12 protein-coding genes and 1 pseudogene are annotated in these 14,539 nt (G+C 42.5%); 2 read left to right on the forward strand and 11 right to left on the reverse strand.

All coding sequences use genetic code 11. The features are described 5' to 3' along the window. Positions 1-89: 89 nt before the first annotated feature. The 10 genes and pseudogenes from QSJ37_RS06690 to QSJ37_RS06735 all read right to left on the reverse strand — a co-directional run bounded on the left by QSJ37_RS06690 (position 90) and on the right by QSJ37_RS06735 (position 9,149). Positions 90-935, reverse strand: coding sequence for a hypothetical protein (locus QSJ37_RS06690; RefSeq protein WP_166911199.1), 846 nt, complete (start codon positions 933-935; stop codon positions 90-92). 145 nt (positions 936-1,080) lie between these two features. Next, a pseudogene (locus QSJ37_RS06695) lies at positions 1,081-1,248 on the reverse strand (preQ(1) synthase); the annotation flags it as partial. A gap of 27 nt (positions 1,249-1,275) precedes the next feature. Next, the gene (gene queE, locus QSJ37_RS06700) at positions 1,276-2,007 is read right to left on the reverse strand and encodes a 7-carboxy-7-deazaguanine synthase QueE (RefSeq protein ID WP_285754437.1); all 732 of its coding nucleotides are present in this window, start codon (positions 2,005-2,007) and stop codon (positions 1,276-1,278) included. Then, positions 2,007-2,444 (reverse strand): 6-carboxytetrahydropterin synthase QueD, encoded by a 438-nt coding sequence (gene queD, locus QSJ37_RS06705; RefSeq protein WP_285754438.1) that lies wholly within the window; start codon positions 2,442-2,444, stop codon positions 2,007-2,009. Before queD ends, queE begins: the two co-directional genes overlap by 1 nt. Continuing rightward, positions 2,441-3,106: a 7-cyano-7-deazaguanine synthase QueC gene (gene queC, locus QSJ37_RS06710; RefSeq protein ID WP_285754439.1), complete on the reverse strand. Its 666-nt coding sequence runs from the start codon at positions 3,104-3,106 to the stop codon at positions 2,441-2,443. The genes queD and queC overlap by 4 nt, the downstream gene beginning before the upstream one ends. Before the next feature lie 175 nt (positions 3,107-3,281). Further along, positions 3,282-4,394: a GerAB/ArcD/ProY family transporter gene (locus QSJ37_RS06715; RefSeq protein ID WP_285754440.1), complete on the reverse strand. Its 1,113-nt coding sequence runs from the start codon at positions 4,392-4,394 to the stop codon at positions 3,282-3,284. Between the two features lie 25 nt (positions 4,395-4,419). Continuing rightward, positions 4,420-5,505 carry a Ger(x)C family spore germination protein gene (locus QSJ37_RS06720; protein ID WP_285754441.1) on the reverse strand — a complete coding sequence of 362 codons (1,086 nt, stop codon included), beginning with the start codon at positions 5,503-5,505 and terminating at the stop codon, positions 4,420-4,422. A 14-nt stretch (positions 5,506-5,519) separates the two neighbouring features. Continuing rightward, positions 5,520-7,034 carry a spore germination protein gene (locus QSJ37_RS06725; protein WP_285754442.1) on the reverse strand — a complete coding sequence of 505 codons (1,515 nt, stop codon included), beginning with the start codon at positions 7,032-7,034 and terminating at the stop codon, positions 5,520-5,522. 253 nt (positions 7,035-7,287) lie between these two features. After that, positions 7,288-8,331, reverse strand: a complete 1,044-nt coding sequence (locus QSJ37_RS06730) for a YkvI family membrane protein (protein ID WP_285754776.1) — start codon at positions 8,329-8,331, stop codon at positions 7,288-7,290. A 98-nt stretch (positions 8,332-8,429) separates the two neighbouring features. Beyond that, entirely contained in the window at positions 8,430-9,149 is a 720-nt protein-coding gene (locus tag QSJ37_RS06735; protein WP_285754443.1) for a FixH family protein, read from the reverse strand. Positions 9,150-9,365: 216 nt separating this feature from the next. Between QSJ37_RS06735 and QSJ37_RS06740 the strand changes: the two genes are divergently transcribed. Together QSJ37_RS06740 and QSJ37_RS06745 are read left to right on the forward strand one after the other, a co-directional pair. Then, positions 9,366-11,540, forward strand: a complete 2,175-nt coding sequence (locus tag QSJ37_RS06740) for an ATP-dependent Clp protease ATP-binding subunit (protein ID WP_285754444.1) — start codon at positions 9,366-9,368, stop codon at positions 11,538-11,540. Between the two features lie 335 nt (positions 11,541-11,875). Next, a complete protein-coding gene (locus tag QSJ37_RS06745) occupies positions 11,876-12,421 on the forward strand; it encodes a hypothetical protein (protein WP_285754445.1) in 546 nt (181 codons plus the stop codon). 399 nt (positions 12,422-12,820) lie between these two features. On the opposite strand, the gene QSJ37_RS06755 is transcribed toward QSJ37_RS06745, so the two are convergent. Next, positions 12,821-14,314, reverse strand: coding sequence for an aldehyde dehydrogenase family protein (locus QSJ37_RS06755; protein ID WP_285754446.1), 1,494 nt, complete (start codon positions 14,312-14,314; stop codon positions 12,821-12,823). Positions 14,315-14,539: the final 225 nt, after the last annotated feature.

Raw genomic sequence — 14,539 nt, forward strand, 5'->3', positions numbered from 1 at the left:
TTCCTCCAACACTACTCTTACTCGCTTCATGTTGGAGTGATTTCGATAGTCTCTGCACCTTCCTCAAATTTAGAGAACATTTGGATTTCCTAGTCTCCTGCATTCCCCCTAAATTTGAGGCTTGGCTCAGGGTTGGAGAAATAAGGTTCTAAGAGATAAAGAAGTTGGTTTTCTTCCCAGTTTCTAATAGCAAAGTTATCTTGCTTATGAATATGTTGATGGCAGGAAGGACATAGGCATTTATAAATTTTATCATGATGTTGTTTGTGAAAAATATGCATTTGAGTTATTACGGACATCGTATTTAATTGATTAACTTGGCTTAAATAAAAGCAAATGGCATCAAAAATTTTAGTAAAAGACAAGACATGATGGCCATTGCAGGCTATTGTCTTTTTACCACAAGATTCACATGTATAATCTCTTTCAATAACAATATGCTTATTCCATGTATCCAATACATATTGTTTTACATATATACGATCAACTTCCTTATAAACATGTGAACTATAAAATCCGCCTTTCCAATTTGAATTTTTTCGTCCTTTTTGCCTAGCAGACAAATTTTCCTTAAAACTGGTCGACCTCTTCACATTTTTATTGGAAAGCGAAATCTTATTTTTGATTTTTTGTGCTTTTTCCACCCCATGGATTTCTTCATACCGTTTATTTTTATACATGATCTCCGCTTTCCTCTTATTAGCAACGGAATACCTGTGCTTTTTTCTTTCTACAATATTGTTCCAAATTTCAATGCCATACCACTGAATAATTTTTTCTTTTTCAGAATGTTTGGGAAGCCCATGAATTTGACGCCATCTGTCAACACTAGACCAATCAAGCCCCCATTCTTTCGATAATTCATTAATACTTTTCCCCTCATAAATAAACTGGCTTATAAACCACTCTTTATCTCTCCAAGGAGTTTGCGACAATACAAGCACCTCCACGAACATAAGTTCTTATTGCTTGTATTGTATACCAACTCCCATACTATTTCTACTATTTTCTCCCTTATTCTCTTCCCCTGAATTCACAAGGTTTAGCCGACAGTGTCACCACTGAAGTGTGCCCTCATTGACACAAGCTCGTAAACTCCGGACAATTGAACTTCACGAAATAATCGCGGTCAGGATGTTTGTTTTCGAATACTTCCAGCACCTCTGGGCTGTATTCGAATAAATATTTCGTCCCTTGGTTTCCTAATAGCGTAAGATCTTTTAACTCTTCTTCTTTTCTTCCTGCCATCGTTTTTCTCCTTTCCTAAATTTATATTTACACGCCGCGCTTGTTCCCCCACAACAGGGTGTGCAGCTGCGGCAAGACGCGCACGTCGTTCAGCTCGTTCGACTGCGCCACTTTTTCCACGAGCCACTCCAGCCTTGCCAAAAGCTGCGTGCGCAGCGCCGCATCATCCGCTTCTGCTGTATCGGCATTGCCGACTTGCAAATAAAACGGGATGTCCGGGTAGCGTCGGTGCACCTTTTTCGCATAGTCGAAATCGATTTCATCGAACACGACGACCTTTAAGCTCATATGAGACGCCCTTCCCGCGCCTGCCAACTTTTCCACGATGTGATCGAGCATGGCAAAATCGGTATCCATCCCTGAACTTGGCGGTTTTGGCGAAATGGTTATATCATCGATATGATACAGCCAATCTTGCCAGCGGCTTCCTTGTGTTTCGACCGCAATGCGGATTCCTTTATTTTTTAATAATACTACAAGCTCTTCAAGCGCTTGAATGAGAACTGGATTTCCTCCCGAGATCGTCACATGGCTGAAGCGGTCACCGCCAAGTTCATACAGCCGCTCCCAAATTTGCTCCGCCGTCATTTGTCGGATTTCCTCTTTTGCCGACCCGTCCCATGTAAAAGCGGAATCGCACCAGCGGCAGCGGTAGTCGCAACCGGCGGTGCGGACGAACATCGTTTTTTGCCCGATCACCATCCCTTCCCCTTGGATCGTCGGTCCGAAAATTTCAAGCACGGGAATTGTTTTCGCCATTATCGTTCCCCCGCTTTTGGCCGATACACAACATAGCTTGTCGGCGTTTCCCTCACGAACACTTGCAAACACTTTGGCTTGTTTGGCATTGTATCAAGATACGCTTGTACCGTTTCATATATCTTTCGGGCGATGACCTCGCTTGTTGGAAAATCGTTGCTGTTTTGATCATTGAACCAATCTTGGTGTTCATTCATTAGCGAATGATCCAGTTTCCCATGAACAAGCTTTTTCAACTCTTGAAAATTTACTAAAAAACCTGCATCGTCGAGTTCGTCTCCCGCCACCGTAATGTTCACGGTGTATATATGTCCATGCATGTTTGCGCATTTTCCCGCTTTCTCATGAGGAATAAAATGCGCGGCAGCAATATGCATATCTTTATTCAATTCGTATCGGTAATTGTGAAATACTTGCGGATAAAGTTGATGTATCATAATTGACTTGCCCCTTCCTTTTCTTTCATATACTCTTCAAGCCCTCGTCTTCGCAACACACAAGCCGGGCATTCCCCGCAGCCGTCAGCAATGATGCCGTTATAGCAAGTCAATGTTTTCGTGCGGACAAATTCAAACGCTCCGAGCTCATCGGCGAGCTTCCACGTTTGTGCTTTCGTCAGCCACATCAGTGGCGTATGAATGACAAATTGGTAATCCATCGCTAAATTCAACGTTACATTCAATGACTTAATAAATATATCGCGGCAATCCGGATAGCCGCTAAAATCCGTTTCACATACGCCTGTGACAAGATGACGCGCTCCTTTTTGTTTTGCAAGCACCGCGGCAAACGACAAAAACAATAAATTTCGCCCATCGACAAACGTCGATGGCAATTGCCCTTCATTTTGTTCAATGGCAATATCACTCCGCGTAAGCGCATTTGGCGCTAATTGATTTAATAGCGACATATCCAATACCGTATGTGGAACACCAAGTTCCTTCGCAATGGAAGCTGCCACTTCAATTTCCAGGCGATGACGCTGTCCGTAATCAAACGTCACCGCTTCTACTTTGTCAAATTGCTTTAGCGCCCAAAATAAACATGTTGTGCTATCTTGGCCGCCGCTAAAGACGACAATCGCTTTTTCCTTTTTCATTTTCGTTGCACTCCCTTCCGCTTTTTCCAGAAGAAGAGGCGTTCTAAAACAAAAAAGCTATACCCCCTAAGGATATAGCCGTCCCTAGTTTTTTATAGAGGGTTGTTCTAGAAACCTCTCCCGTACGTTCGTACGGAATTTTTCTTCTGTTTTTTCCTTTTAAACTATACCACATTCAGCTTTTGGATTGCATTATTTTTTTTATTTTATTCGCTGCTGTCACATATATGTATAAAGCAGGAATATAGAAAATGGCAAAATACAGGCCGATCGTAGAGGTCCATTTGTTCAACCGTTCGATTTGTTCTTTTTCTTCGAACCACAATGTCCCGATAAATAAGAATAACAAAATCACAGGAACAAAGCGGCGCTGCTTGATGGAAAACAATTTTTTCGCAACGCGCGAAGCCGACCATACAGCGATGCAAATAATTGGAAATACTACCAGCACATAAATAGAAATGATAATGTACTCCATCCTTTCAATAAACGGCACTGCTGGAATTTTCGCCAGCGTTAATGTCGGCCAAGTGATATGCTGGATTTGTTCCTCATTATAGAAAAGAATCGAGACCAGCATAATGCTTAAATAGATGAGGGTCGTAAACGCACTGCCCCATTGCGCCCATTTATGCGACTTTTCTGGCTGTTGGATAAACGGGTAGTATACAAGCAGCATTTCCATTCCTAAATATTGCAGTGACATTGCTTTCGCACCCGCAAAAATCTCACCGATCGAATGGTCAAATACTGGCAGCAAGTTGCGATAATGGGCGTATTCAAGCGGGAAAAACAACATTGGAAAAATAGTGAGCAATGGAATCACGACGCCCCAAAAACATAACCCTGTGACAACGCGGAATCCTCCTAATACGGCGTAATAAGCCAGCGATAAAAAAATAAGGCTGAACTGCCATGCCCCCATCAGGGGAAACATCCAAATTTTGATAATCTCAATATACGTTTGCAATACCGTAAACGCTAATAAAGAGAAATAAACAAACAGAGCGAAACTAAAGACAGAGCCGACCCATTTGCCGAAATAGCGTTGGTGTATAGAAACGATATCTTCAGCATCAGGGGAATGAGCGAAAAGTTGATACATGATCCAAATTAATAAATGGGCAATAATTCCCGTTAGGATAACAGCTATCCACGCATCGTGCCCCGCCTCTTTCATCACCAAGCGTTGAAAACTAAGCATTCCAATTCCCACTTGGGTGCTATTAATGAGAAAAAACACCAAAAAGGGCGAGATAAGGAATCGCTCTTTCATTGCTTGATTCATAAAAATACCTCCCCATCCGCTCGCGTCACTCACCGATCCCTGTTTGTATAATGTCGACAGTTACATGCGGCTTGATTTCTAAATCTTTATATTCACGATAAAACTCGTCTGCATTCCAATTCCTTGTTTCGCTGCGGACAAATTCGCCAATGCCAAGCGGATCAATCTCTTTTTCTTGAAAATAGCGGAGCAGGCGGCGAATATCGCGCTCGATTTCATCTTCCATCTTCTTTTTCACCGTAGAGAAAATATTTTTATGCGGCATATCGAGCCAAGACGGGTAATCTTTGATAGAAGCGTGAATATGAACAAAAATATGTAGAACATGGCGGTTCCCTTTCCTTTTCCACTCATATTTGGATGTCGCAAATAAATTTTCGAGCATCACCCGGTCTTCGCCCTGCTTCCCGCGGTTCCCTACTTTCAACTGATACACTCCATTTTTTGTTTCATTTAATAAAATTTTTACCAAAAATGAATCACGCAAACTCACTTTCCCCACATATTTTCCATCTTTAAACAACGCAAGCCCTTCTAATTTCACAAAATCCCCCTTTTTCTCAAAATAAGGCAAAAATGGATCGCTTCCTTTTGAAAAATAGTTATATAAAAACAAATGTAAATTTGTTTTTGGCAAATTCATCGAACGGACATTTTGTTCGACTAGATTAGGCAAGTACAGCGTATCGCTCAAAGTAGTGCTCGCCGTAATATCCAATAGCTCACGCGCGCTTCCTGACGACACACCTAACAGCAAATGGCTTCCCACTTTATTGTTGCGGGCCAGACTATGGGTGATTTGCGTAATTCCCTGTTTGGCAAATTCTTTGCCAAATAAAATTAAACGAAGTTGCCCTTCCTCAATCGGCAATGCCGACTTGGAAGAAAGGCGAGGAATTAAATCATAAACCGTTGACGAAGACGTCGTTAATAAATTAGGCTTCGTCATCGGTCCTTGTTTAAACGTCGGGTATACTGCCGTCCCCACATATTTTCCGTCATGATAGTCATAACCCATTTCTTGAATAATTTGAATTTCATCAATAACGCGCGAGCTTTTGCAGCCGGCAAGTAAAAAGAGCAATGCGGCAATGACCAAAGGCAGCCTCATATTTGACCCCTTTCTTACTCATCGATATCGCCTTTTTGTTTCGCTTTCGGCGGATTATAACGGAACAAAGAAAGCGGGCGAAGAAACGTCGGTCGCTCTGCTGTTTGGCTGTATGAGGAACGGATCAAACTATCTTTTAAATCGCGAACGCGCAGCGGATAAAACGGAACTAAATACGGATTGCCAAAGGATTGCAGCCTTCCTAAATGAATGAATAAGAAACAGACAGCGAAAATAATTCCGACTCCGCCCCAAAACGCCGCAAATAAAATAATGGGAAAGCGGATGAAGCGGATTGTATTAGACATTTTAAAAATCGGTGTCGTAAAGGAAGCTAAAGCGGCGAGCGCAACAATAATAAGCAAGATGGTGCTTGTCAACCCCGCTTCCACTGAAGCTTGTCCGATAACAATACCGCCGACAATCCCGAGTGTTTGCGCCACTTTTGTCGGCAGGCGCGCCCCTGCTTCACGAAGCAATTCGATGGTGATTTCTAAAAATAATACTTCCAATATCGGCGGAAACGGTACGTTAGAACGGGAAAAGATAATCGGCCCAAGCAAATCTTTCGGAATCATTTCATAATGGTACGTTAATACGGCAATATAAATCGGCGAGGCCAGCACGGAAAACATCACGCCAAAAAAACGGATCAGACGGAAAAAGGAGCCGAGCACCCACGGCAAATAATAATCCTCCGGCGAGGTAAAAAAATCGAAAAAAGTCGACGGGCCGATGATCACATACGGCGAGCCGTCGCAAAGAATAACAACTTGACCAGATGCTAGCGCAAAAACGGCACGTTCAATCCGCTCCGTCGAGATAAAAAGCGGAAACGGAGAATTCGAGTTATCAGAAATCATTTGATCGATAAGGGAATTGTCAAAAATAATGTCAAAATGGATATTTTCGAGCCGCTGGATCACGGTTTCGATTGTCTGCTTATTCGTAATGCCATCGATATACGCGACGACGACTTTCGTTTTGGACATCGTACCAAGCGCCATTTCCCGAAAGACTAAATTTGGCGTTACGATTTGCCTTCTGATTAAATGTAAGTTAGTCCCGATGTTTTCGACAAATCCAACTTTCGGGCCGACGACACTAAATTCATTTTCCGAATCATTGTTCGGCCGCAGCCCTAAACTTTCATTCGCTACATTAATGAGTGCGACACGGTTATCTGTCTTTTGAAACTGAACAGCCACAAACCCTTTTAATATTTTTTCTTCGATCATCTGCACATCATTCGTTACTTCAATGCGCTGAATCGGAATAATTTTTCGCAAATCTTCCAGCTTTATATCTGGATTTTTCGGCACATCATTTTGCAGATGGCAGAGAACGTGTTGCTGCAACACCTTCGGATCCACTAGCGAATCAAAATAGTAAATGGCAAGCAAATGACCGTTTACGGCAAACTCGACTGTAATGAAATCACTAGATTGACGCAGCTTATTCAATAATTGTTGCAGCGTTTTTTCTCCACCGTTTGTCTTCGTTTTTTTAAAAAAGGAAAAAATGGACATAGCGATCCCCTCGTACTTGCCGTTTGAGGGATAGTCTTCCAACCCGCTGTTTATTTTATTCACTTCCTATTCCGGCATTGATATATCTGAATATTGTGTATATAAAAAAAAACAATACTAGGCGGAAACCAATAGTGAGGCAACTAACAAAACGACGGCGGGCGAAACAGTCGTTAAAAAAATCGTACAGCGCTTTCGCAAATCATCAACAAAACAGCCGTTTTTCCACGTCAATGCGGGAAAACGGCTGCCGTTACGGTCGCGGTACTTTGCGCACCCATAATAGAAAAAGAAACGCAAAACTGATGTAGCCAAATATCGGATATAAAAATGATAAGAGCTCACTGTAGCGGAATAAGCTGACCATATATAGCACGATAAACAACACGGCAAAAAACAAGACGTTCGGAATAGAAACGAGCGTGCGCGCCTGCCGCTGCAGACCAAAAATGCCGCCGATAATAGACGTGAAAATTTCTCCATAAATCACAATGATATACACCCAGTAAAAAACGGCGAAAAACGAACGGATCACTTCCGCCATGGGAATATCGTAATTCATTGCATATGGAAACGATAAAAGCACCAAATGGCTGCTTAATAAAATGCCGGTAAGCAGCAGCCCGCCAAGCACCGCGCCGCGCCGCACCGCGCGCTCGTCCCCCGCCTCGCAAGCCAATGGCACGAGCACAGGCTGCGCCATCGCCAAATTAAACGCCGCATACGAAAAAGGGGAAAGAAATGTTTTTAATGAATAGTCTGCCGTTTCCAGTTTCGTTTCACACAATTCTCCCATGGTAATCAACTTTCCAAGCGCAATGGCGCTAAATAGCACCATCATCGGAACAATCAGGGCGTTTACGCCAAATAGCCCTTTTATATCGTACATCATGACCAACAGCGATAAACATAACGTCACTACAATTCCGGCTTGCCTCGGCAGCCCAAGCTGCTCCTCAAACACCGCCCCTGCGCCGGCCATCATCACGGCGGTGACTCCAACAATCATCACCGTCATCATGATAGAAATAACCGGGCTCACTTCTTTTCCAAACAAATAGCGGTTAAACTGTTGATAAGAAGCGGCCTTCACTTTCCGCGCCATTACCATCATGCGTGCGCCGCCCCACGTAAACAAAATGCCGCTAATGATAATGCCGATCGTTCCTGACGTTCCGTATTGCGTAAAAAACTCGATAATTTCTTTTCCAGTAGCAAATCCCGCGCCGACAACGGTGCCGACGTAAACGGCGGCGATTTGCCAAGCATCCGACCATTTTCCAGCCACTTCTGCCATCTCCTTCTCCTTGTCCACTATTTACTCCCATATATATGCCGGCATGGTCCAATAAAGACGGGATGGCAGTAAAAAAGATGCCGCTATAGGGCATCCCTTCATTGCACCGTAATTTGCTCTACTTGATGATCGTGCAGTTGTTCCGTTTCCACATGTATTTTTACAGAATATGTCCCTTTTTCTTGAAATGTCGTCGTTGCTTCGTATTGGCCTGCTTGTTTTTCGCTTGCTTCGATAAACTTGTGTTTGCTGTTTCCTTTCCAAATTTCAAAATGAACTTTCGCTTTCGTCAGCGGCTGGCCGTCATGAGTAATATGTACCGTTAAATGCGCTTCTTTATTTACGGAAAATTGTTTTTCATGAAGCATTATCATGACATCGGCATGATGGTGTTCATCACCATGATGTTCCTCTGCATGATTTTGCGGCTGATCGCTCGGTGTGCCAACAACGATATCTTTTTTCGGCATATTATGCATATTTCGTGCTGTCACGTGGCTAATGACCGAATACGTCCCCGGCTCGGTAAACGTCTTTTTCACAGAATATTTGCCATCACCATCATTTTTGGCAGTTAACATCTCGTGCTTCTCGCTTCCATGTTTCCACACTTCAAACTTCACTTCATCCGCATCATTCACTTTTTCCCCGCCGTATGTCACGATACAAGAAAGTGTCGTTTCCTTATTTAATTCAATATGATCCGGCGTTTGAAGTTGAACTTCAAGCATTGCCGGCTTTTCCTCTTGCTTTTCTTGATTGCAAGCCGTACATAAAAATATGAGCATCAATGCCAAAAACGTATAAACTCTTTTCATCCCTTTTCATCTCCCTCACTAAACTTTTTCTGTCCCAACTATATCATAAGTTTGCCACATGCTATACCATTGTTCACCGCTTTTCCAAAAACATTTCACGGTTACAACAAATTTTTTGTAAAAAAACACTTGAAAGTCAAAGATGGTCAAAGTATAATAAAATCAGAAAGTCAAAGATAGTCAAAGTCAAAAGAGCGAAAAAGGAGGTTATGCCTCATGCTTTGTCAAGTATGTCATCAAAACGAAGCGACGGTATTTGTCAATTTGCAAATCAATCATGAGAAAAAGCAAATGCACCTTTGCCACGAATGTTATGAAAAACAAAAACAAGAGCTGACTATTCCGATCAATTTCGGTTTCGATAATTTCTCGTCATTCCCATTTGACGATTTCTTGATGAACGGATTTTCACCAATTTCAGAAACGCCATTTTCAGAAATGAACGCGCCGCAACCGAATATCGCACAACCATCGAAACGAAACAGAAAAGGTGGCGGTTTCTTAGACCAATTTGGCCGCAACTTAACACAGCTTGCGAAAGCCGGTCTGATTGACCCAGTCATCGGACGCGATAAAGAGATTGAACGCGTCATTGAAATTTTAAACCGCCGCAATAAAAACAACCCGGTATTAATCGGGGAACCAGGTGTCGGTAAAACAGCGATTGTCGAAGGACTCGCCTTGAAAATCGCTGAAGGGCAAGTTCCGGAAAAACTATTAAACAAAGAAGTATATTTGCTTGACGTCGCATCGCTTGTTGCGAATACAGGCATTCGCGGTCAATTCGAAGAGCGGATGAAACGGCTCATCGCTGAATTGCAGCGCCGGAAAAACGTCATTCTCTTCATCGATGAAATTCACTTGCTCGTCGGCGCCGGTTCGGCGGAAGGTTCGATGGACGCGGGCAACATTTTAAAACCAGCGCTTGCGCGTGGAGAATTGCAAGTCGTCGGCGCTACAACGTTGAAAGAATATCGCCAAATTGAAAAAGACGCTGCGCTTGAACGCCGTTTCCAACCAGTTATCGTGCATGAACCAACGGTCGAAGAAGCGATCACGATTTTAAAAGGGATTCAGCCGAAATACGAGCAATTCCATCATGTGAAATATACGGACGAAGCGATTGAAGCGTGCGTCAAATTGTCGCACCGTTACATTCAAGACCGCTTCTTGCCGGACAAAGCGATCGACTTGTTAGACGAAGCCGGCTCCAAAGCGAACTTGCGCCTCGGTCCGACAGATGAAAAACAAATTCAAGAACGCCTTGCGCAAATCGCCAAAGAAAAAGCAAAAGCAGTGAAAGAAGAAAATTTCGAACTGGCAGCGAAATTGCGCAGCGAAGAGTTGAAATTGGAAAAACAATTGCAAAACGGCGTAAACCAAGAACGCCCAGTTGTCGATGTTGCTGATATTCAACGCATCATCGAAGAGAAAACAGGCATTCCTGTCGGCAAACTGCAGGCCGATGAAAAAGAAAAAATGAAACATTTAGAAGAAAACTTAGCGAAAAAAGTCATTGGCCAAGAAGAAGCGGTCAAAAAAGTCGCCAAAGCAATCCGCCGCAGCCGCGCGGGATTAAAAGCAAAACACCGCCCAATCGGTTCGTTCTTATTCGTTGGTCCGACTGGCGTCGGAAAAACAGAGCTGGCGAAAACGTTGGCAGAAGAGCTATTCGGCTCAAAAGACGCAATGATTCGCCTCGACATGAGCGAATACATGGAAAAACATTCGGTATCGAAATTAATCGGTTCGCCTCCTGGCTATGTCGGTCACGAAGAAGCCGGCCAGCTTACAGAAAAAGTGCGCCGCAATCCATACAGCATTATCTTGCTTGACGAGATTGAAAAAGCGCACCCAGATGTGCAACACATTTTCCTTCAAATTTTAGAAGACGGCCGTCTCACTGACAGCCAAGGACGCACCGTAAGCTTTAAAGATACAGTCATTATCGCAACAAGCAACGCCGGCGTGACAGACAAAAAAATTACGGTCGGATTTGAAAAACAACAAACACAAACAAGCATTCTCGACTCATTAAACGCATACTTCAAACCAGAGTTTTTAAACCGTTTCGATGCGATTATTGAATTCAAATCGTTGAAAAAAGAACATATGCTGCAAATTGTTGATCTCATGCTTGACGAAGTAAAAGCGGCAATGCACGAACAGCACATCGACCTTGACGTTTCGCAAGCGGCGAAAGAAAAATTAGCCGAACTCGGCTACCATCCAGCATTCGGCGCTCGTCCGCTCCGCCGCGTCATCCAAGAACATGTCGAAGACAAAATCGCCGATGTGCTGCTGGATGAAAACGATCAAGTCAAAGCGATTCGCATCGATGTCGAAAACGATGCGATTGTCGCCAAACCTTTGCATAAACAAACCGCCTGATCCCTTAATGGGAAAGGCGGTTCTTTTTTTGCCCATCCTTATTCGCTTGTACGTTATCACATTATTCCAGATTGAAAGATAATTACAAATTGGATGCATACCTTTATATGGAGCGTCAAACATGTCAAACTTAATGTCCTGCGAAATAAGTAATTAAAGTCGCCCCTTTCGATAGAAAACATGCCTGCAGAAGCTTGACGCCAATCCATTTAACAATCCTTTTATGATAAGGAAAAAACCTACTTTACTGATGAGGACAAAGGAAACATGCATAAAACGGGAAAGATTGTTAAACAATAGTAGCGCTCAACAAAGATATATTATGAGGTGATGGAATGAAAGTATGGTCTAAGTTTTTAATCTGTATATGTTTGCTATTTACGTTTCATTTACCTGTTCAGGCGCAGAAAATTACCATTCCAAAACAAGCAGTAAATATCAAGCGTGCCGCAAACTTAAAGGATTTAGTAAGCGGCTCAACATTAATTGCTTATGGTTGGTTCGATACTTCTTTCCAGAAACAGCCGTTAAATAAGTCTGTACAAGGGGGGAAGCTCGTTAATTTTGTACAAAGCTTTCATGTCGACAAATATTTAAAGGGAACCGGCGGCAAAATCATTAACGTGTTATCAACCGGTATTGAACCCCTTCCTGATCCTTTACATCCTCTCAACAAAGTTTATCCAGGACCGATGGCTGAGGGTCGATATGTTTGCTTTCTAAAACCTGTTAAAGGAACAGAATTGTATACCATTGTCGGGGGATGGCAAGGAGTCTACCCTGTTTATGAGGGAAAAACCATTTCCTTGAAAGAAGAAGGTTTTCCAGAGTTAAATCAATTAACGCTTAGACAATTTGAAGCAAAAATCCGCCCCTACTAAATACTGTACACTGAAAAGATAGGCGGCAGGCCTATCTTTTTGCAATAGATGCAGCAAGCCTTCTTCATAATCAAACGGAAAATAAATAAAAAAGATGATTGTAAAGCCCATTCATTTCCAATTTACATAATTCATTCGACAATCCGTTGTTTTCTCACATTTCGATGAACTCCAATACCCTCTATGTATATTTTGATCGAGCTTAGTATCAATTACTAAAACGGATTATTCTTAAAGGGTATACCTTTACATTCATTTTCCGATTGTTTTGGCAGGAACAAGGAAGAGATCCTTCATGAATGGAATGGCATTACAAAAAATATGGAGGGAGATATTAAAGAAAGCATCCGCTTTGATGAGCAGATGCTTTTTTACATATTGAAATATATCTAGAATGGCTTAGTTCATGTTTACCCAGACACTCTTCACTTCTGTATAGTTATCTAACGCGTAGCTGCCACATTCACGTCCGATGCCTGATTGCTTATAGCCTCCAAATGGACTTGCCGCGTCAAATACGTTATAGCAGTTCACCCATACCGTACCTGCTTTAATGCGATGTGCGAGGTAGTGGGCTTTCTTTATATCCTGCGTCCAAACACCAGCAGCTAAACCATAAAGCGAATCGTTTGCCTTTGCAACAAGATCATCTAAATCATCAAACGGCATCGCCGCTACAACTGGGCCGAAAATTTCTTCTTTTGCGATGGTCATTGAATGGTTCACATCAGCAAAAACGGTTGGAGCGACGAAATAGCCTTTTTCGTATGGGATAGTACCGCCTACTACTAATTCGGCTCCTTCTTCAATTCCTTTATCAATATATCCTTTGACGCGTTTTTGCTGTTCTTCTGAAACCAGAGGGCCCATTGTCGTCTCTGGCAATAAACCATTGCCTTGTTTAATTGTTTTTGTAAGAGAGGCTAAATCAGCTACTACATTGTCGTACATTTTCTTTTGAACATATAAGCGGCTTCCTGCGCAACATACTTGACCTTGGTTAAACATAATTCCCATAAATGCGCCAGGAACTGCTTTCGTCAAATCTGCATCAGGCAAAATGATGTTCGGAGATTTACCGCCAAGTTCAAGTGTTACCCGTTTTAATGACTCGCTTGCTTGCTTCATGATTTGTTTTCCGACAGCCGTTGAACCTGTGAAGGCGATTTTATCCACTAATGGATGATCCACTAGCGGCGCACCCGCTGTTTCGCCATAGCCAGGCACAATGTTGACAACACCTTTCGGAAATCCAACTTCTTCTATTAATTTTGCTAAGTAAAGAGCAGATAGAGGTGTTTGCTCAGCAGGCTTTAAGACGACTGTACAACCTGTCGCAAGGGCAGCGCCTAGTTTCCATGCAGCCATTAATAATGGGAAGTTCCACGGAATAATTTGTCCGACTACCCCCACTGGTTCATGACGCGTATAGTTAAAATAGTTTCCTTGAACAGGGATGGTTTGCCCCACAATTTTCGTTGCCCAGCCTGCATAATAACGGAGATGTTCAATCGCTAAAGGTACGTCTGCATTAGATGTTTCGCGAATTGGTTTTCCGTTGTCCAATGTTTCAAGCTGTGCTAATTCTAATTTATGCTCTTCCATTAAATCAGCCAGTTTATAAATTAAGCGGCTTCTCTCAGCTGCGCTTATTCTTGACCATGGTCCACGATCAAACGCTTCTCTTGCCGCTCTTACCGCCAAATCAATATCCTCCGGACCTGCTTCTGCTACATCCGCTAACTTTTCACCAGTTGCAGGATTGACTGTTTCAAACGTTTTACCAGAAACGGAGTCTACCCATTCGCCGTTTATGTACATTTTTTTTACGCCGTTTAAAAACTCTACTAATCTAGGGCTTAATTCCATCCCTTTTGCACTGACATTTTGCATACACTTCACTCCCATTTTATTAATTTTGAAATCACTTCCAAAAAACATTGCACTGTCCTTTAGAGACACATTAAAACAATATTCCTAATTTTTTAAAATATACCAATTACCTCATTAACAATTTCAACAGGTGACGCTTATTTACTTTTAGCGGGGCAAGATCAGCTATGGTTTATTTAAATGATTGCTCACGATGAATAAATAATTAACCCTTCCGGAAGGATT

Source organism: Parageobacillus sp. G301 (genome assembly GCF_030268025.1).
Lineage (GTDB): Bacteria > Bacillota > Bacilli > Bacillales > Anoxybacillaceae > Parageobacillus_B > Parageobacillus_B toebii.